18 protein-coding genes and 1 pseudogene are annotated in these 18,085 nt (G+C 66.1%); 3 read left to right on the top strand and 16 right to left on the bottom strand.

The features are described 5' to 3' along the window. Positions 1 to 39: 39 nt before the first annotated feature. The 16 genes from ACNA7R_RS02775 to ACNA7R_RS02700 form a co-directional block, all read right to left on the bottom strand. Positions 40 to 777 carry an NAD(P)-binding oxidoreductase gene (locus tag ACNA7R_RS02775; protein WP_416282009.1) on the bottom strand — a complete coding sequence of 246 codons (738 nt, stop codon included), beginning with the start codon at positions 775 to 777 and terminating at the stop codon, positions 40 to 42. A 64-nt stretch (positions 778 to 841) separates the two neighbouring features. Next, positions 842 to 1,648: a CBS domain-containing protein gene (locus tag ACNA7R_RS02770; protein ID WP_416282008.1), complete on the bottom strand. Its 807-nt coding sequence runs from the start codon at positions 1,646 to 1,648 to the stop codon at positions 842 to 844. Positions 1,649 to 1,691: 43 nt separating this feature from the next. After that, positions 1,692 to 3,173: a DHHA1 domain-containing protein gene (locus tag ACNA7R_RS02765; protein ID WP_416282007.1), complete on the bottom strand. Its 1,482-nt coding sequence runs from the start codon at positions 3,171 to 3,173 to the stop codon at positions 1,692 to 1,694. A gap of 96 nt (positions 3,174 to 3,269) precedes the next feature. Beyond that, positions 3,270 to 4,799, bottom strand: coding sequence for an NADH-quinone oxidoreductase subunit N (locus tag ACNA7R_RS02760; RefSeq protein ID WP_416282006.1), 1,530 nt, complete (start codon positions 4,797 to 4,799; stop codon positions 3,270 to 3,272). Beyond that, a complete protein-coding gene (locus ACNA7R_RS02755) occupies positions 4,799 to 6,325 on the bottom strand; it encodes a complex I subunit 4 family protein (protein WP_416282005.1) in 1,527 nt (508 codons plus the stop codon). Before ACNA7R_RS02755 ends, ACNA7R_RS02760 begins: the two co-directional genes overlap by 1 nt. Next, positions 6,322 to 8,358 (bottom strand): NADH-quinone oxidoreductase subunit L, encoded by a 2,037-nt coding sequence (gene nuoL, locus ACNA7R_RS02750; protein WP_416282004.1) that lies wholly within the window; start codon positions 8,356 to 8,358, stop codon positions 6,322 to 6,324. Before nuoL ends, ACNA7R_RS02755 begins: the two co-directional genes overlap by 4 nt. A 1-nt stretch (position 8,359) precedes the next feature. Continuing rightward, positions 8,360 to 8,665, bottom strand: coding sequence for an NADH-quinone oxidoreductase subunit NuoK (nuoK, locus tag ACNA7R_RS02745; RefSeq protein WP_416282003.1), 306 nt, complete (start codon positions 8,663 to 8,665; stop codon positions 8,360 to 8,362). Next, complete coding sequence (locus ACNA7R_RS02740) at positions 8,662 to 9,090, bottom strand: hypothetical protein (protein ID WP_416282002.1); 429 nt, start codon at positions 9,088 to 9,090, stop codon at positions 8,662 to 8,664. Before ACNA7R_RS02740 ends, nuoK begins: the two co-directional genes overlap by 4 nt. Beyond that, on the bottom strand, positions 9,087 to 9,371 hold the full coding sequence (locus tag ACNA7R_RS02735) for an NADH-quinone oxidoreductase subunit J (RefSeq protein ID WP_293032500.1): 285 nt from the start codon (positions 9,369 to 9,371) through the stop codon (positions 9,087 to 9,089). Before ACNA7R_RS02735 ends, ACNA7R_RS02740 begins: the two co-directional genes overlap by 4 nt. A gap of 40 nt (positions 9,372 to 9,411) precedes the next feature. Beyond that, positions 9,412 to 9,873, bottom strand: coding sequence for a NuoI/complex I 23 kDa subunit family protein (locus ACNA7R_RS02730; protein ID WP_252489693.1), 462 nt, complete (start codon positions 9,871 to 9,873; stop codon positions 9,412 to 9,414). Next, positions 9,870 to 10,952 carry a complex I subunit 1/NuoH family protein gene (locus ACNA7R_RS02725; protein WP_416282001.1) on the bottom strand — a complete coding sequence of 361 codons (1,083 nt, stop codon included), beginning with the start codon at positions 10,950 to 10,952 and terminating at the stop codon, positions 9,870 to 9,872. Before ACNA7R_RS02725 ends, ACNA7R_RS02730 begins: the two co-directional genes overlap by 4 nt. Further along, the gene (locus ACNA7R_RS02720; RefSeq protein ID WP_416282000.1) at positions 10,949 to 12,601 is read right to left on the bottom strand and encodes an NADH-quinone oxidoreductase subunit D; all 1,653 of its coding nucleotides are present in this window, start codon (positions 12,599 to 12,601) and stop codon (positions 10,949 to 10,951) included. Before ACNA7R_RS02720 ends, ACNA7R_RS02725 begins: the two co-directional genes overlap by 4 nt. Continuing rightward, a complete protein-coding gene (locus tag ACNA7R_RS02715) occupies positions 12,598 to 13,305 on the bottom strand; it encodes an NADH-quinone oxidoreductase subunit B (protein ID WP_293032503.1) in 708 nt (235 codons plus the stop codon). The genes ACNA7R_RS02720 and ACNA7R_RS02715 overlap by 4 nt, the downstream gene beginning before the upstream one ends. Continuing rightward, entirely contained in the window at positions 13,302 to 13,715 is a 414-nt protein-coding gene (locus tag ACNA7R_RS02710) for an NADH-quinone oxidoreductase subunit A (RefSeq protein ID WP_293032504.1), read from the bottom strand. The genes ACNA7R_RS02715 and ACNA7R_RS02710 overlap by 4 nt, the downstream gene beginning before the upstream one ends. 212 nt (positions 13,716 to 13,927) lie before the next feature. Further along, positions 13,928 to 14,560: an AIR carboxylase family protein gene (locus ACNA7R_RS02705; protein WP_416281999.1), complete on the bottom strand. Its 633-nt coding sequence runs from the start codon at positions 14,558 to 14,560 to the stop codon at positions 13,928 to 13,930. Between the two features lie 15 nt (positions 14,561 to 14,575). After that, positions 14,576 to 15,739 carry a 5-(carboxyamino)imidazole ribonucleotide synthase gene (locus ACNA7R_RS02700; protein ID WP_416281998.1) on the bottom strand — a complete coding sequence of 388 codons (1,164 nt, stop codon included), beginning with the start codon at positions 15,737 to 15,739 and terminating at the stop codon, positions 14,576 to 14,578. 244 nt (positions 15,740 to 15,983) lie between these two features. Here ACNA7R_RS02700 and ribH point away from each other — a divergent pair, with 244 nt between their 5' ends. The 3 genes and pseudogenes from ribH to ACNA7R_RS02685 all read left to right on the top strand — a co-directional run. Then, a complete protein-coding gene (ribH, locus tag ACNA7R_RS02695) occupies positions 15,984 to 16,403 on the top strand; it encodes a 6,7-dimethyl-8-ribityllumazine synthase (RefSeq protein WP_416281997.1) in 420 nt (139 codons plus the stop codon). Next, positions 16,400 to 17,548, top strand: coding sequence for a pyridoxal phosphate-dependent aminotransferase (locus tag ACNA7R_RS02690; RefSeq protein WP_416281996.1), 1,149 nt, complete (start codon positions 16,400 to 16,402; stop codon positions 17,546 to 17,548). The genes ribH and ACNA7R_RS02690 overlap by 4 nt, the downstream gene beginning before the upstream one ends. 87 nt (positions 17,549 to 17,635) lie before the next feature. Then, positions 17,636 to 18,085, top strand: a pseudogene (locus ACNA7R_RS02685) (HNH endonuclease); the annotation flags it as partial.

Genomic DNA, 18,085 nt, shown 5'->3' with positions numbered 1-18,085 from the left:
ATTTTTGCCGGACGATCCATTAAGGATTCCGGGTGTCTTCTACAGGTGCATCCGATCTCGGTCGGCCTCGACACGATCGAACGCCCAGTCGACGTCGACGACGCGCTTTGGCGGCCCGGAGAGCCCGTCCCGGCTGACGATCTCGAGGGTACGGTTTCGCGCGTCCGGGGTGAACGCCGCGGCGGCCATGACGCGGGCGACGTCGGCCCGGGGGATCGATCCCGCGACGGAGTCGCCGCCCTCGCCGACGACGATATCGCCGCAGGGCGGCTCGTTCGTGAGCCGCCCGGGCCGAACGATCGTGTAGTCGATCCCCGACCGGCGGATCGCCCGCTCAGCGTCGGCCTTCGCCTTCAGCGAGCCGCGGATGAGGAGTCTGGCCGGCAGCGGGAGCCCGGTTTTCGAGCTGCCGACGCCGATCGCGCTCTCGTGGACGAAGTGGGAGACCCCCTCGCTCACGGCGGCCGTCAGGAGGTTGCTGACACCGGTCCGGTCGACCAGCTTGCCGCCGACGGTGTGGCGGTAGCTCGGCGGCGTGCCGAGCGCACAGCAGACGACGTCGCAGCCCTCGACGGCCGCGACCGCGTCGCCGGGTTCGAAGAAGTCCGCGACGACGACCTCGTCGGCGCCGAGTCGCTCGAGGTGGTCGACGTTCGTGTACGACCGGGTCGTCGCGCGAACCGTGAGATCCGTCGGTCGGAGGACGGCCAGCAGTTCCGTCCCGGTGTCGCCGCTGGCTCCCGCGATGAGTACGTTCGCTGAACTGTCGTCGGTCATCGAACCGCGTACTCGCCCGAGCGGGAAAACCCTCACCAGTGATCAACGAGGCGGAACGTTCGGACTACTCCTCGCCCTGGAGCCGTTCGGTCGTCTGAACCAGCGGATGGCGTGCGTAGTCGACGACCTCGATATCGTCGATCCGCTCGAGACCCTCCTTCTTGGCCGTGCGGGCCATCCCGAGGTCGATCGGGTCGTCGATGACGATGACGTAGGCGTCCATCTCGTCGATCGAGAGGCGGTCGGCCGCGAGCACGCGGTGGTGGCCGTCGGCCAGCAGCAGGGTGCCGGCGTTGTCGATGACGACGAGCGGCTCGGCCAGCCCGTTCTCGAGTTCGTACCGTCGTCCCTCGAGTTCGTCGGCGTACACCCGCCCCTGTGTCGGGGTGAGCTCGGCGAGCGGGACCGTTCGCCGCTCCTGGCGCAGGTCGACGTCGTGGATCTGTTCTAAGGTGTTGACCAGCTTGCCGACCTTCTGGGGGGTCGCGCGCTCGATCTGGCTGCGGATCACGTCGGCGTTCGAGATGATGCCGACGAGGTTGCCCGCGTCGTCGACGACGGGCAGCTTCTGGATCCCCGAGCGCAGGATCACCCGGGCGGCGTCGGTGACCTTCATCTCGGGGTGGGCGACCAGCAGGTCCGTCGTCATCACCTTGAAGATCGGGTCGCCCTCGTCGGCCAGCAACAGATCGCGGGCGCTGATAAAGCCCTCCACGCGCCGGCGCTCGCAGACGGGAAAGCCGCTGTGGTTGTCAGTCTCGGCGATTCGGTTCGCGACCGCGCCGACGGTGGTGTCGGGCGAGACCGTCGCCACGTCGCGGGTCATGTAGTCTTTGACCTGGGGTTTGGCCCGGTCCGACGAAACGTCCATACCGCACCAACGCGACCCCCGTGCAAAAGCGCTGCCGTCGCCGCTATTCGGCGTCGGGCTCCTCGAGCGAGAACAGCACCTCGCTGGTCTGGGTGTAGGAGCCGACCGGCGTCCCCGGCTGGCTCTCGATCGCCTCGAAGAAGCGGTCCGTGATGACCTCCTCGACGACGCTGACGATCGAATCGACCTGCTCGTCGTCGGCGGTGCCGAGGATGCCGATCTCGAGTTGGGCGCCCGCCATGTCGGCGTGGCCGCCCGCGCTGCCGATCCGGTCGAAGGCGTCCCGCAGGGTTTCGCCGAGGTCGACGTCCGCGGCCCGGGATCGCGCGGAGACGAACACCATCTCCTCGATGAAGCCGAACACGAGCGACGTGTCGACGCCCTCCATGGTGAGCAGCCGGTCTGCCGCCTGGGGGAGGGCGTCGCGGTCGCCGATGCGGCCCGCGCTCGCGGCCGCGACCGAACCCCGCTGTTCCCGGTTCTTGATCGCTCGAGCGATCGTCTCCAGCGTCTCGCCCTCCAGGGAGGGCTGTTCGATCCGGCGGAGCACGTCGGTGTCGACGTGGGGCCACAGGGTCGCCGCGGCCTCGAAGTCGGCCGCCGAGACCTCCCTGGTGAACTCGTCGGTGTCGACGCGGATCCCGTACAGCAGCGCCGTCGCGACCGCCCGGTCGAACGCCGGCTCGAACCGCTCCAAGTACTCGGTCAACACCGTGCTCGTCGCGCCGGCGTGCTCCCGCAGGTCGACGTAGTCGCTCGGTACCGGCCCCCGCGGCGGGTGGTGGTCGATGACGATGTCGACGTGGAGGTCCTCCGGAAGCTGGTCGTTGACCCCCGGCCGAGAGTGATCGACCAGCGCGAAGGCGCCGTACTCGGAGAGCGACGCGTCGGGCTCGAGGTTTCGCAGATCGAGGTCGAGGACGTTGACCATCGCCCTGTTTTCCTGGTGGGAGATCTGGCCGAAGTAACAGGGATCGGCCGACAGACCGACCGACTCGGCGATCCCGGCCAGCGCGACCGCGCTCGCGATCGCGTCGGGGTCGGGGTTGTCGTGCATCACGACCGCGAGCGGGCCCTCGAGCCCCTGGAGGTGCCGTCGGAGCCGGATCGCCGCGTCGGCGGCCGAACTCGTCGCCTCCTCGAGAACGGCGTCGCCGAGCGCCAGTTCGGGGTCGACGACCCGATCCGCGAGCTCGTCGAACGTCGTCCGATCTTCGGGCGTGGGCTTCCCGCCGAGGTAGGCGACGATCGAGGCCGTCGGGAACCGCTCCCGGGCCCGCTCGAGGGCGATCCGGTTGCGGTCGGTGCGGTCCCCGGCGACGAAAACGACGCCCGGCCGGTCGATTCCCTCGAGGAGGTCGAGATCGGTCGGGTCGCCCGCTCGAGCCGGGATGCTCTCGTCGCGCAGCGTTTCGACGGTCTGTGCGTCCTCGGTGACGACGAGCAGCCGGCCGTCGCACTCGGGTAGCCGTGCGATCGTCTGGCGACCGACGGTGCCACACCCGAGTACGAGCCGGAAAACCATACGTCGGTGCTTGCGACCCCGTCGGGTAAAAGCTACCGGCTCGGACGATGCGGCGAACGGGGTCGAGAGAACGGAGAAATCGGGTTCGACCGCCGATCAGTTGATGGCGACGGTCGCCGCCTCGAGTGCGGCGTCGGCGATCGGGCCGAACACCGGCAGTGCGACGACGGTCAGCACGGCGGCGAAGACGATCGCCGCGTACAGACCCGTCGGCTTGGCGAGCGTGTTACGCTCGGTGACCGGATCCTCTATCCAGACGGCCTTGACCAGCCGCGCGTAGTAGTACAGTGAGAGCGCGCTGTTGACCACCAGCGCCGCGGCGACGATCAGCATCGCGCTGTTGGCCGTCGCCGCCTGGATCGCGCCGGTAAAGAGGAAGTACTTGCTCCAGAACCCGCCCAGCGGCGGGATGCCGGCGAGGCTGAACATGAAGATCCCGAGCGCGAAACAGGCGACCGGCGCCTGGTTCGAGAGCCCGTTGTAGTCCTCGAACGTGCGGCCGACGCCCCAGTACTCCGCGAGCGCGACGAACAGGAACGCACCCGTGTTCATGAAGCCGTAGACGAGCAGGTGCATCATCGCCGCACCCATCACGAGCTCGCCGCCGTCGGCCGAGAGGCCCGCGAGCCCGATCAGGGCGTAGCCGGCGTGGCCGATCGAGGAGTAGGCGAGCATCCGCTTGACGTTGTCCTGGGTCGCCGCGGCGAAGTTGCCCAGCGTCATCGTGACGATCGCGAGGATGATAAAGGCGACCGTCCAGTCGACGCCGATCACCGCGGTCGTCGGCTCGAGCGGGAACGCCGTCGTGAACACGCGAAAGGCGATCACGAAGCCCGCCGCCTTCGAGGCCGAGGAGAGGAACGCCGAGATCGGCGCCGGCGCACCCTCGTAGGCCTCGGGCGCCCAGAAGTGGAACGGGACGCTGGCGGTTTTGAACGCGAAGCCGCCGATCAGCATCAGGATACCCAGCCCGAGCAGGCCGCCGTACTCGCCGGCGCCCGCGAGGTTGTCGGCGATCGCCTCGAGCTGCAGGTGGCCGGTCGCGCCGTAGACCAGCGAGATCCCGTAGACGAAGATCGCCGACGAGAGTGCGCCGATCAGGAAGTACTTCAGGCCTCCCTCGACGCTGCCGCGATTGTCCTTGAGGATCGCGACCAGCGCGTACGACGGCAGGCTCGCCAGCTCGAGGGCGATGAAGATCGTCACGAGGCTGTTCGCGGCGGCCATCGCGGCCATCCCGGTCGCAGCGAGCATCATCAGCGAGTAGTACTCGGACTGGTAGCCGTGGTCGCCCATGTAGTCGTAGCTCGCCACGGCGACGAGCGCGGTGACGACCGAGACGACGGTCATGAAGAACAGCGCCATCTGGTCGACGACGAACTGGCCGCCGAACAGCTCGACGACGCCGCGACCGCCCGCCGCCGTCGGCGTGCCGACGCCGGCGATCATGAACCAGACCGCGACGCCGAGTGCCGCGAGCGAGCCGACCGCAGTCGTCCCCGCGAGCAGCGATCGGTTCTTCGTGTGCGGGTTGATGCTGTCGATGACGAACAGCAAGAGTGCCGTCGTCACGAGGATCAACGCCGGGGCAAGTGCGGCCCAGTCGGGGAGTTCGAACACCGCCACTACAGCTCACCTCCGTTCTCGAGGATCGGATCGACCGCGTCTGTAATCATCTCGAAGATCAGTTCGGGCGCGACGCCGAGGGCGATGATGATGCCGAGCAGCACGAACATCGGCGCGACGTCGTGCAGCGGCGCGCGACCCACGTCGTAGTCGGTTTCTAAGTGATACGGTCCGAAGACGGTCCGCTGGAGCGCAAACAGCAGGTAGCCCGCCACGATGACGATGCCGAACATCGCCAGCGAGGTGAAGACCTGCGAGTACGCCAGCAGCCCGGAGCCGAAGGCCCCGAAGAAGATGGCGAACTCGCCGAAGAAGCCGCTCATCAGCGGCAGGCCCATATAACCGAAGGCGCCGGCGACGAGGATGCCGACGGCGACGGGCATCCGGTCTGCCATCCCGGACATGTCCGTGACCATCCGGGTGTGGGTCGCGTTGTAGATGACCCCGACGGCCATGAACATCAGCCCGGAAATCAGTCCGTGAGAGACCATCTGGAAGGTGGCGCCACCGACCCCGAACTGGGTGTAGGCGACCAGCCCGAGGATGACGTACCCCATCGACGACACCGAGGAGTAGGCGACGATCCGTTTTAAGTCGGTCTGGGCCAGCGCGAGCATCGCGCCGTAGATGACGCTGATAACCGCGATCGCGGCGATCGGGATCGCGTAGGCCTCAACCTGGTCGGGGAACATCGTGAAGTTGAACCGCAGCAGGGCGTACGTCCCCATCTTCAGCAGGACGCCCGCCAGCAGCACCGACGCAGGGGTCGGCGCCTCGACGTGAGCGTCGGGCAGCCAGGTGTGGAACGGCACGATGGGCACCTTCACCGCGAATCCGAGGAACATCGCGACGAACACGACCGAAGCCAGCGCCGAGCCACCCAGACCAGCGAAGCCGTCGGGACCGCCCTCGAGCATCGCCGTCGCGACCTCGGGCAGCGCGAAGCTGGTGACGTCGCCGAGGGCGAACACGAGCGTGATGAACGCACCGAACATCAGCAGCGAGGCGACGTTCGTGTAGACGAAGAACTTGATCGCCGCGTACTTCCGGCGCGGGCCGCCCCAGACGCCGATCAGCAGGTACATCGGGATCAGCACGGCCTCCCAGAAGATGAACCAGACGAAGAAATCAAGCGCCGCGAAGACGCCGATCAGGTTCGCCTCGATGAAGAGCACGAGCCCGTAGAACTGCGACTCGCGCTCGTCGATCGGCGTCCACGAACTCATGATCGCCAGCGACGTCAAGATCGTCGTCAACACGACCAGCGGGAGGCTGATCCCGTCGAGGCCGACGAGCCACGAGATGGTGTACTCGCCCAGCTGGATCCACTCGTACTGGGACTCGAAAGCGAGTTCGCCGTCGAGTAAGGCGTTTCCGCTGCCGTCGAACGCCGTGAACATCCACAGGCTGAGCCCTGCGGGGATCAGGCTGATGGCGAAGGCCAGTTTGCCGGCGATACGATTCGGCGCGACGAACGTTACCAGCGCGCCGACCAGTGTAACCGCGAGTAGCGCTTCGATCATCATAGGAACCAGCCTCCGAGAACTCCGAGCACGATAACCAGGGCGATAAAGCCGGTTACGATCAGCGCCGCGTAGTTAGTCACGATCCCCGTCTGGATCCGCTTGACGCGATCGCTGCCGAACAGGCTCACCGACGAGACGCCGTTGACGGTGCCGTCGATGACGGTCTGGTCGAACCGGTCCGCGGCTCGAGCCAGCGGCAGGGTCAGTCCCTCCGCGAGCCAGACCTGGTACTCGTCCTGGTAGTAGTTGGACTCGATCGTCTCGCGAACGCTCCCGAGGCGCTCCTTGTGTGCGACCGGTTCGGGAACGTTGTACAGCTTCCAGGCCAGGCCGGCACCCGAGAAGGCGAGCAGCAGGGACAGCCCCGCCGCGACCAGCACCGTCGTCGACTCGGTGCCGATGAAGCCGGTGTCGTAGACGGCCGCGAGCGCGTCGGTGTAGGCGGCGTAGTTCGTCCCCTCGACGCCGCCCTCGAGCCAGGACTCGAGGAACGTGAGTTCGATCCCGGTGAGCTTGTACACCGGCGCGAGGTTCGCGACGCCGGCGACGAGCGCGAGCACGCCCAGCGTCGCGAGCGGGAACTTCACCGCCCAGCCGACCGGATGCGGGTTCTCGGCGGTATCGGTTCGGGGTTCACCGTGGAACGTCAGGAACACCATCCGGAAGGTGTAGAAGCCGGTGAAAAAGACGGCGAGCAGTCCCATCGCGTAGGCCGCCATGATCAGGGGCTGCTCGAGGCCGACGATCAGGGCGTCGTACAGAATTTCGTCTTTCGACCAGAAGCCCGAGAACGGAACGATCCCGGCAAGCGCGAGCGCGCCCGCGAGGAACGTGTAGTAGGTGACGGGTGCCTTGTCCTTCAGGCCGCCCATCTTCCACATGTCCTGTTCGTGGTGCATGAGGATGATGACGGCACCGGCCCCGAGGAACAGCAGGGCTTTGAAGAACGCGTGGTTCATCAGGTGGAAGACCCCGGCGACGTAGCCGCCGACGCCCAGCCCGAGCATCATGTAGCCGTACTGGCTGATCGTCGAGTACGCCAGCACCTGCTTGATGTCGTCTTTGACGACGCCCATCGTCGCCGCGAACAGCGCGGTGAAGCCGCCGACGAAGGCGATAATCGCCATCGCGGTCGGCGAGAGGGCGTAGTAGCCGAACATCCGGGCGACCAGGTAGACCCCGGCCGCGACCATCGTCGCCGCGTGAATCAGCGCGGAGACGGTGGTGGGACCCTCCATCGCGTCGGGCAGCCAGGTGTGAAGCGGGAACTGCGCGGACTTGCCGATGACCCCGCCGAGCACGAGCAGTCCGGTGATCGTCACCCAGGTCTCGGCGTCGAAGCCGAACAGCTGGCCACCGTCGTCGATAGCCGTCTCGGCTGCGGCGACAAACGAGTCGTCGCCGGCGAACTGCAGCGTGCCGAACGTCGCCGCGATGGCGACGACCCCGATCAGGAAGAAGTAGTCACCGAAACGGGTGACCAGGAACGCCTTCTTCGCGGCCGACGGCGCCGAACGCGTGCGGAACCAGAAGCCGATCAGCAGGAACGAGCACAGCCCCACCAGCTCGAAGAACATAAAGGCCATCAGCAGGTTGTCCGCGTAGACGAACGCGAGCATGCTGAACGTAAACAGGCCGAGGCCGGCGTAGTACCGCGGGAGGCCGGTCTCGCCCTCGGCGTTCATGTACTCGAGGCTGAAGACGTGGACGAGGAAGGCGATCAGCGAGACGATCACGAGCATCAGCGCGGCGAGCGGATCGATCAGGATCCCGAACGTGAACTCGATACCCTCACCGACCTCGCCGGCGGCGTCGCCGGCCGCCCACGTGAACAGCGTCTCGTGATAGTATCCTTCTTCGCCGCCCGCGACGGCCGCCAGCATCGCCAGCGAGAGGGCCAGTGAGCCAGCCGTCGCGACGATGCCCGGGATCGCCCCCTTCTTCGGGAGTTTCGGCCCGAAGGCGAGAGCGATGACGAACGCCGCAAGCGGGAACAGCGCGATCGCCGGTGCGTAGTCGAATAACCCTTCCATCTTACCACCTCATCGTCGTCGGAACCGTGACGTCGACGTCACGGAAGTTGCGGTACAACACCAGGATGATCCCGAGCCCGATCGCGACCTCCGCGGCGGCGAGCGCCATCGTAAACAGCGCGAAGATCTGTCCCGTGAGGTTGCCGTGGTAGAGCGCGAACGCGATCAGGTTGATGTTCGCCGCGTTCAGCATGATCTCGACGGACATCAGGAACATCAGTGCGTTTCGACGCGTCAGGATGCCGAAGAGGCCGATGGAGAACAGCGCCATCGACAGCAACACGAAGTACTCGATGGGAACGTTCACCGCCGGTCACCTCCCTCCGAGCGGGACGACGCGTCCTCGGCGCCGCCGTCGGTCGCCGCGGGACGAGCGCTCGCCGAGTCGCCGGTCGAGACGCTCGAGAGCGCCGCGACGGGTTCGCCCTCGGTCTCGCGTTTCGCGAGCACGAGCGCGGCGTCTAACGCGGCGTCGAGAACGACCGCGACCAGCAGGAACGAGGCGAGGAACGGCTCGGTGTTCCCGATCGACCCCTCCGTCGACTGCAGCGCCGTGAAGTCGAACAGCGCGTAGCCGATCTCGGAGGTGACCGAGATCCCCTCGGGGAAGCCGACCATCTCGTCGGCGAAGCCGGTGTTGAGCGCGATCATCGCCATCACGCCGAACAGCGCGACGGCGAGGATGCCGGGCAGCAGCGACTCGCCGAGCCGGAGCTGCGGTCCGTTCGTCATGTCTGTACCACCTCGTCGGTTTCGGTCTCCGCGTCCGCGTCGTCGCGCTGGGTCAGCATCACGGCGAACGTGATGAGGATGAGCACCCCGCCCACGTAGACGAGGATCTGCATCATGGCGACGAACTCCGCCGCCAGCATCACGTAGTAGACCGCAACGCTGACCAGCGTCACACCGAGCATCAGTGCCGAGTGCCACGGGTCGGCAAGCAACACGACGCCGAGCGCGCTGGCGAGCGTGACGAACGCGAACAGCGCGAACGCGATCAGCTCATATGTCATTGTTGTGAGTGTCTGCCCGTTCTCGGGACGGGCGGCCCGATTACTGGTAATCGACCTCTCCTTCACCCTCGCCGATCCACGCGCCCCGGTCGGGTTCGCGCGACTCGAGCGGGTCGATGTCCTTGTACCACGGGACGGCCTTCAGCTGTTCTTTGTTGTACACCAGGTCGTGTTTGGTGTCGCCCGTGAACTCGAAGTTCTGGGTGAGCAGGATGGCGTCGACGGGACAGACCTCCTCGCAGAGCCGGCAGTAGATACACTGGCCGATGTGGAGGTTGTACTGTTCGCCGTTTCGCTGGTCGTCCATCACGATCTGGATGGTGTCGTTCGGACAGACGTTCTCACACTGGCGACACCAGATGCAGCGCTCCTGGCTGAACTTGTGGACGCCCCGAAACCGCGGGGAGACGTCCGGTGCAGTCTCCGGATACTCGACGGTGAACGTCGAGCCGTCCAGCGCGTGTTTCATCGTCGTTGCCATCGATTTGAGTAGCCCGATCATTGGATGATCCCCACGATTACCGCGGTCAGGATGAGATTCGCAAACGAAAGGACGAGCAGGCCCTTCCAGCCGATCTCGATCAGCTGGTCGACCCGAACTCGCGGCACCGCCGAGCGGAGCCACTGGGTCAGCAGGAAGACGCCCCAGATCTTGACGAGGAACCAGACGATCCCGAGCGCCTCGGGACCGGGTCCGGCGGGGCCGCCGAGGAAGATCGTCGCGATGATCGCCCCGCCGAGGAAGATGTGGAGGAACTCGCCAAGGTAGATCAACACGAAGTACACCGAGGAGTACTCGGTCTGGTAACCGGCGACGATCTCGGTCGGCGCCTCCGGCGTGTCGAAGGGGTTGCGGCCGACCTCCGCGAAGTTCGCGAGCAGGAAGAGCACGAACGCGAACGGGTTGACGATCGCGAACCAGGCTGGAATCGCGAACAGCCCGAGATCGACCAGCGGCTGGTTCTGGACGGCGACGATCTCGCTCATCCGGAGGCTGCCGGTGAAGATCACGACCGACATCCCGGTGACGACGAGCGGGATCTCGTAGGCGACGTTCTGTGCCACGGCACGGAGACCGCCGAGCATCGAGTACTTGTTCGCCGACGAGTAGCCGGCCATCACCAGGCCGAGACTCGCGATGCCGGCGACGGCGAAGACGAAGACGAGACCGACCTCGGGGTCGGCGAGGTGGAGGCCGCTTCCCATCGGGATGACGGCAAAGCCCAGTAGCGCCGAGGAGGCGACGACGATCGGTGCGAGGTCGTAGGCCGGCCGATCGGCGTTCTCCGGGATGATGTTCTCCTTCGAGAGCAGCCGGACCGAGTCGGCGACGATGATCAGCAGTCCGGCGGGTCCGAGCCGGTTGACGGCGATCCGGTCCGTGAACGCGGCGGTGATCTTCCGTTTCGCCCACGGGCCGGCGACGCCGGTCATCGCCAGCATCAGGTTGCCGATGACGAACGCGGCGAGAAACGCCGCGAGCAGTTCGCCGGCGAGCCCGAACTGATCCAGCCCGGTCAGATCGCCGATCCGCTCGGGGAGCAACACCGTATCCGCCTGCAGGAGCGTCCCCTCGATCATCGATCCACCTCTCCGAGCACGATGTCCAGGCTGCCCAGCGAGGCGATCAGGTCCGGAATAAAGTCACCTTCGCTGATCTCCTCGAGCGCCGAGAGGTTGTGGAAACACGGGCTGCGGATCTTGAACCGGCCGGGCTTGTCGGTGCCGTCCGAGCGAATGTAGATGCCGAGTTCCCCTTTGGCACCCTCGACGGCCCGGTAGACCTCCGTGTCGGGATCGGGCTTGAGCGTCCGGGGGACGTTGGCCTGGATCTCGCGGTCGTCCTCGGGCCACTCCTCGAGCAGGTCGAGACACTGCTGGATGATCTTCGCGGACTCCTCGACCTCCTCCATCCGGCAGAGGACGCGGGCGTAGTTGTCACAGCCCTGTCGGGTGATGACGTCCCACTCCAGGTTCTCGTAGTAGCCGTAGGGGTCGTCCCGCCGGAGGTCGTAGTCGATCCCCGAAGCGCGGGCGACCGGTCCCGTACAGCCGTAGTCCTTGGCGACGTCGGGCTCGAGGACGCCCGTGTCGTTACACCGCACCTGGAAGATCTCGTTGCCCGTCACGAGGTCGTTGTACTCGGTGATCTTCGCGGGCAGCTCGTCGAGGAAGTCCCGGGTCTTCTCGATGAACTCCTCGCGGGGTTCGGGCAGGTCCCAGGCGACCCCGCCCAGCCGGAAGTAGTTGAACATCAGGCGCTGGCCGGTCAGATCCTCGAGGATGTCCTGGACGACCTCGCGGTCGCGGAACGCGTACTGGAAGACGGCGGTGAAGTCGCCGTAGACGTCCAGACAGAAGGTGCCGAGCGCGAGGAAGTGGGAGGCGATCCGGCAGAGTTCGGCGCCCATCGTCCGGATGATCTGAGCGTACTCCGGAACCTCGATGTCGGCCAGATCCTCCGCGACCCGGGCGTAGGCCCACTCGTTGAGCAGACCGGCGGAGACGTAGTCCCACCGGTCCGGGTAGGGCATGATCTGGTGGCGGTAGGTGCCCTGCTGGCACATCTGCTCCTCGCAGCGGTGGAGGTAGCCGACGTCGGGGTCGACGTCGACGACGGTCTCGCCGTCCAACACCGTCTTGACGTGGAGCACGCCGTGGGTCGCCGGATGGTGGGGGCCGATGTTGAGGAACATCGTATCGGACTCCTCGTCGTGGTGGTCCGGCTGGATCGGGTTGGCGTGCTCGGCGAGGGTGACGACCTGTGGCTGTTCCTGGTCGTAGTCCTTCGAGAGGGGGTGGCCCTGCCAGGTTTCCGGCAGGAGGATCCGTCGCGGATCCGGGTGGCCCTCGTAGTCGATCCCCACCAGGTCGAACGCCTCCCGCTCGTGCCAGTCGGCCGTGCGGAAGACGGGTTCGGCCGACTGACTGACCGGGTCGTCGACCGACGTCGGAACGACGACCGACACCTCCTGGGTCGGGTCGGCGTACTTTTTCATGTGGTAGATCGACTCGTAGCGGTCCTCGTACTGCTGTGCGGTCAGACAGGAGAGGTGGTCGAAGCCGGCCTCGTCGCGCAGGTCGAACAGGACGTCCTGAACGTCGTCCGGCCGGATGACGAACCCCGGCGCGTTCAGGTGATCGTCGCGTCTGAGCGCGCGGTCGCCGATCAGCGCCTCGAGTTCGTCCTCGGTGACCTCCGGCGTCCGTCGTTCGAGTTCCGTGCTCATGGCGAATCAGCCCAGTTGTACCGCATGACGAGGTCCTCCTCGTCGATGTCGTCCGCGAGTTTCTGTACGAGTTCGTCCTTCGGCAGGTCGCCAAACTGCTCGAGTTCGTACGGTTTGACGACGACGGGGGAGGTCTCGCCGTTTCGGATCCGCTCTTGCAGTTTGGCGACGCCGTAGATCAGCGCCTCCGGGCGGGGCGGGCAGCCGGGGACGTGGATGTCGACGGGAATGATCTCCTCGGCGCCCTTGACGACGTTGTACCCCTCCTGGAAAGGACCCCCGGAGATCGTACACGACCCCATCCCGACGACGAACTTGGGTTCGGGCATCTGATCGTAGACCCGCTTCATCCGCGGGCCGAACTTCGAGACGATCGTTCCGGGCACGATCATCACGTCGGCCTGCCGGGGTGACGCGCGCGGAACCCCCGCACCGAAGCGGTCGAGGTCGTGTTTGATCGCGTACGTGTGAATCATCTCGATGCTACAGCAGGCGATCCCGAACTGCAGCATGAACATCGAGTTCCCCCGAACCCAGTTCATGAACTGGTCGAACTTCGTGAGGATGAACGGCGACGCGCCGAACGCCTCCCGAAGCTTCGAGTTGAATCGATCGTCGGGGCCGGCACCCATCCGCGCCTCGCGAGTGTCGGTCGACGGGGCGGTACTGTCGTAGATCTCTTGGCGTGGTTTGTCACTACTCATGGTCGATCAGCTCCGGCTTCGACCTGCTCTGGCGTTCGCGCCCACTGAACGGCGCCGGTGCGCCACGCCCAGGCGAACCCGATCAGCAGGATGAAGACGAACGCCAGCATCGGACCGAGCGCGTGGACGAGGCCGTACTCCTCGGCTGCGAGCGCATCCTGGTAGACGACCGCCCACGGAAACAGCAGGACGGTTTCGATGTCGAAGACGAGAAACAGAAGCGCAACCATGTAGTACTGGATGTTGAATCGGATGCGCGTCCCGCCGGTCGGCACCTCGCCACTCTCGTAGGTGGCACGTTTGCTCGTTTCGGGGACGCTCGGCCGCAGGAGGTACGATACCGCCATCATCCCGAACGGTATCAGCAGTCCCACGAGCGCGAGCGCGCCGATAGCGATCCAGTCATTCATCTCGGTAACGTCCGAAGCTTCTGACCCCACGCATATAAGGGTTGATTCTCGCCGTTTCGGCCGGTAGGAGCATCAGCATCCGTTTTCGTCGCTCGTGGTTCCCGCCGAAGGATCGTCAACACAACTCCTGGCCCGTTCATCACCGAAGAATCCGCGATTCCTGCGTGGGACGGCCCCGAACCAACAGCCCCAACGGTGACGCTGTCGGTCGGCTACTCGCTCGAGAACTCCGCAGTGCCCCGGTCATGGAGCCGTCGGGAGACCTCACCGACCTCCTCCCGCAACCCGTCGTGGTACTCGAGGAGCCGCTCCCGAACCGGCTCGTGCTGGCGGGCGAGGATCTGTGCGGCCGACAGTGCGGCGTTGAAGGACTTGCCGGCGTCGACCGCGACCAGCGGCGCGCCAGTCGGCATCCCGATGACGCTGTCGACGGACTTCTCCTGGACGGGAACGCCGATCACCGGCAGCGGGTAGGCGATCGACGCGGTCATGTTCGGCAGGTCCGCGGACTTGCCGCCGGCACCGGCGATGATTACCTCGAGCCCGCGGTCCTCGGCCGTCTCGGCGTAAGCGGTCATCAGCTCCGGCGTGCGGTGGGCCGAAGTCACGTACGTCTCGAACGTAAAGCGCGCCTCGGGCGGGTTCTCGTAGTCGGTCTGCTCCTCGAAGCCGAGTTCGTCGACGAACGCGTCGTAGGCCCCGCGGCGCCGTCCGCCCGTGGACATCACCTCGAGGTCGGAGTCGCTGCCCATGACGATGCCGACGTCGGGCGTCTCGTCGTCGGGCAGGTCCAGTTCGGCCTCGCGGTGCAGGCGATCGATCAGCTCCTCGACGGTGTCGCTCATGATAGGCAGTGCTGGTTACTCCGACGTGAACGTGACGGAGCGCTCGAGTTCGCGCGCGGTCTCGAGTAGCTCGTCGGTCGTCTCGCCTTCGCGTCCGGCGATCGTGACGTGGCCCATCTTCCGCAGCGGTCGAACCTGTCGCTTTCCGTACCAGTGGAGGTTCGCCGCGGGCGTCTCGAGGATGCGATCGACCCCTCGAAGCTCGGCGTCTCGCGACTCTTCGACGTCGCCGAGCAGGTTCACCGAGACGGTCGGCGAGCGCAGGTCGGTCGCCGCCAGCGGCCAGCCCAGGACGGCTCGAGCGTGCTGTTCGAACTGCGAACTCTGTGCGCCCTCGATCGTCCAGTGCCCCGAGTTGTGGGGACGGGGGGCGATCTCGTTCAACAGCACCTCCCCTTCGGTCGTTTCGAACAGTTCGATTCCGTACACGCCTCGCCCGTCCATCACCTCGAGAACGTCCTCGGCGACCTCCCGGGCTCGCTTCTCGACGGCCTCGTCGGAGCCCGTGGGAACGATCGTCTCTCGCAGGATCTCGTCCTCGTGGACGTTCTCGCCGATGGGGAAGGCGGCGGTCTCGCCGCCGCCCTTGACCGCGATCACCGAGATCTCGCGCTCGAAGTCGACGAACGACTCGACCATCGCGGGGCCGGCGACCGACTCGAGAGCGTCTCCGGCGTCGGCCTTCGATTCGACGGGGACGTTTCCGCGACCGTCGTATCCCCCGGTACGAGCCTTCAGCATGACGGGCGCGCCGTAGTCGTCGATCGCCATCCGAATGTCGTCGGCACCTTCGACCGCCCGGAACGGGGGAACGGGAACGCCCGCGTCCTCGAGGGCGCGCTTCTGGACGAGTTTGTCGTGGATCGTCTCGAGGGTCGCGGGATCGGGGTGGACCGGGGTCCCCGAGTCCTCGCTGACCCGGTCGAGGACGTCCTGGTCGGCCAGTTCGATCTCGAAGGTGAGGACGTCGGCTCGCGCGGCGAGCTCCCGAATGCCGGCCTCGTCGTCGAAGTCGGCGACGATCTGATCGCGTGCGACCGGTGCGGCCGGGCAGTCCGGCGTCGGATCGAGCACGACGACCTCGACGCCGAGCGGCGCGGCCGCCTCGGCGAGCATCCGTCCGAGCTGTCCGCCGCCGACCACGCCGAGCGTCGGTCCCGGGGTCCGTAGCGTCGTCATTGTGCGGCGGTTGTTCGTGCCGGCGCTTAAATATTCTCAATCCTGTCGATTTCGCGCCCCCTTTCGGGCGTTGATCTGCACATTCGTGTGTATTATTCGCCAGGGGAACCGACCAGCACCGAGTGCGACCGCCGCCGACTTGCGGCGAGCTATCGGCGCGTGAAACGCCGGCCCCGAGGACAGAAACGGCGCAGCGTCCGCCGAGAACGGTACCTCTTTGAACTCCCCACCCGACCGCTCGAGTATGACCACGCTCGGACTGGTGGTCGCGGAGTTCAACCGAGAGATCACCGAGCAGATGGAAGCCGCCGCCCGCGAGACCGCCGACGACGCCGGCGCCGAGGTGTACGAGACGGTTCGCGTCCCCGGCGTCTACGACGCACCGCTGGCAGCCGACCGACTCGCTCGCCGCGAGGACGTCGACGCCGTCGCCGTGATCGGCACGGTCATCACCGGCGACACCGACCACGACCAGGTGATCACCGACGCGGCCGCACAGCGACTCTCCGACGTCAGTCTCGAGCGTGACACACCCGTAACGCTCGGCGTTACCGGCCCCGGCATGTCCGCCGCGGAGGCGCGCGAACGCGTCGACAACGCGGCGAAGGCCGTCGACGGCGCGCTGGATCTCGTCGCCGAGCTACCCGACCCAGATCAACGATGACGATGGAATTCACCGACCGTCTGACCCGAGTCGAACCGTCCGCAACGCTCGCAATCTCCGCGCTCGCGACAGAACTGGAGAACGACGGCGCCGACGTCGTCGACCTCTCGGTCGGCGAGCCCGACTTCCCTACGCCCGAAAACGTCGTCGAGGCCGGCAAGGATGCGATGGACGCCGGCCACACCGGCTACACGACCTCGGCGGGGATCATCGAGCTGCGCGAGGCGATCGCCGAGAAGCTCGCCGAGGACGGCCTCGAGCACGGCCCCGACGAGATCATCGTCACGCCCGGGGCGAAGCAGGCTCTCTACGAGATCGTTCAGGCCCTCGTCCAGGACGGCGACGAGGTCGTCCTGCTCGATCCCGCGTGGGTCTCCTACGAGGCGATGGTCAAGATGGCCGGCGGCTCGCTGTCGCGGGTCGACCTCTCCGAGACCGACTTCCAGCTCGAGCCCGCCCTCGAGGACCTCGAGGCCGCGGTATCGGACGACACCGAGCTGCTGATCGTCAACTCGCCGTCGAACCCCACGGGCGCCGTCTACTCCGACGAGGCGCTCGAGGGCGTCCGCGACCTCGCCGTCGAGCACGACATCACGGTGATCTCGGACGAGATCTACAAGGAGATCACTTACGGTGTCGAGCCCACGAGCCTGGGAACGCTCGAGGGGATGGCCGACCGCACTGTCACGGTCAACGGCTTCTCGAAGGCCTACTCGATGACCGGCTGGCGGCTGGGCTACTTCGCCGGCCCCGAGGAGCTGATCGACCAGGCCGGTAAACTGCACAGCCACTCCGTTTCCTCGGCCGTCAACTTCGTCCAGCACGCCGGGGTCGAAGCGCTCGAGAACACCGACGAGGCCGTCGACGAGATGGTCGCCGCCTTCGCCGAGCGACGGGACCTGGTCGTCGACCTGCTCGAGGGCCACGGCGTCGACGTCGCGGTCCCCGACGGCGCGTTCTACATGATGCTCCCTGTCTCGGAGGACGACCAGGAGTGGTGCGAGGGCGCGCTCGAGGACGCCCACGTCGCCACCGTCCCCGGCAGCGCGTTCGGCACGCCGGGGTACGCCCGCATCTCCTACGCCGCGAGCGAGGAGCGCCTGCAGGAGGGGATCGAGCGACTGGCCGACGAAGGCTACCTGTAACGCCGTCACCGATCCCGATTTTCGCGGATCCCAGTCGATTTTGTCTGTTGACCTAGCTTTACGTACGATAGCGAGGTCAACGGCGGTATGGACTGTCCAACGTGTGACAAGTCCCTCCAGTCGGAGCGCGGAATGCGACAGCACCACACGAAAGTACACGGAGAGCCGCTACCAAACCGAACCTGTAAGGGCTGTGAAACGGAGTTCTATGACCCGAAGGCTCGCCGGAAGTTCTGCGACGACTGTAATCCGAACGGGGGGGAACACAACGGAAACTGGAAAGGAAAGCGGGAAGAAACGACTTGCAAACGGTGTGACGAGACGTTCGAGTTCTATCCGTCGGACAAGAAAGGAGTGTACTGTCCGGAATGTGTGGAAGCATCGTCCGAGTTTCTCGGAGAACCGTACTACGAAGTGCACGAGATCGAGCGGACCAAAAAAGTCTGTGAGTTTTGCGGTAGAATAATAGACGTCCTTCAGTCTCGAGCCGATAGATATCCTGTGAGGTTCTGCAGTCACAACTGTCTATCCCTCTCG

The sequence above is a fragment of the Natronococcus sp. genome, from assembly GCF_047921035.1.
Taxonomy (GTDB): Archaea; Halobacteriota; Halobacteria; order Halobacteriales; family Natrialbaceae; genus Natronococcus.
This window is presented reverse-complemented; position numbering and strand designations above follow the sequence as displayed.

Coding starts and splice junctions, on each gene's coding strand:
- nuoL (WP_416282004.1), bottom strand. CDS start 8,358: ATGGAAGGGTTATTCGACTACGCACCGGCGATCGCGCTGTTCCCGCTT.
- ACNA7R_RS02775 (WP_416282009.1), bottom strand. CDS start 777: ATGACCGACGACAGTTCAGCGAACGTACTCATCGCGGGAGCCAGCGGC.
- ACNA7R_RS02715 (WP_293032503.1), bottom strand. CDS start 13,305: ATGAGTAGTGACAAACCACGCCAAGAGATCTACGACAGTACCGCCCCG.
- ACNA7R_RS02770 (WP_416282008.1), bottom strand. CDS start 1,648: ATGGACGTTTCGTCGGACCGGGCCAAACCCCAGGTCAAAGACTACATG.
- ACNA7R_RS02765 (WP_416282007.1), bottom strand. CDS start 3,173: ATGGTTTTCCGGCTCGTACTCGGGTGTGGCACCGTCGGTCGCCAGACG.
- ACNA7R_RS02705 (WP_416281999.1), bottom strand. CDS start 14,560: ATGAGCGACACCGTCGAGGAGCTGATCGATCGCCTGCACCGCGAGGCC.
- ACNA7R_RS02730 (WP_252489693.1), bottom strand. CDS start 9,873: ATGATCGGGCTACTCAAATCGATGGCAACGACGATGAAACACGCGCTG.
- ACNA7R_RS02755 (WP_416282005.1), bottom strand. CDS start 6,325: ATGATGATCGAAGCGCTACTCGCGGTTACACTGGTCGGCGCGCTGGTA.
- ACNA7R_RS02700 (WP_416281998.1), bottom strand. CDS start 15,739: ATGACGACGCTACGGACCCCGGGACCGACGCTCGGCGTGGTCGGCGGC.
- ACNA7R_RS02710 (WP_293032504.1), bottom strand. CDS start 13,715: ATGAATGACTGGATCGCTATCGGCGCGCTCGCGCTCGTGGGACTGCTG.
- ACNA7R_RS02735 (WP_293032500.1), bottom strand. CDS start 9,371: ATGACATATGAGCTGATCGCGTTCGCGCTGTTCGCGTTCGTCACGCTC.
- ribH (WP_416281997.1), top strand. CDS start 15,984: ATGACCACGCTCGGACTGGTGGTCGCGGAGTTCAACCGAGAGATCACC.
- ACNA7R_RS02740 (WP_416282002.1), bottom strand. CDS start 9,090: ATGACGAACGGACCGCAGCTCCGGCTCGGCGAGTCGCTGCTGCCCGGC.
- ACNA7R_RS02725 (WP_416282001.1), bottom strand. CDS start 10,952: ATGATCGAGGGGACGCTCCTGCAGGCGGATACGGTGTTGCTCCCCGAG.
- ACNA7R_RS02720 (WP_416282000.1), bottom strand. CDS start 12,601: ATGAGCACGGAACTCGAACGACGGACGCCGGAGGTCACCGAGGACGAA.
- ACNA7R_RS02690 (WP_416281996.1), top strand. CDS start 16,400: ATGACGATGGAATTCACCGACCGTCTGACCCGAGTCGAACCGTCCGCA.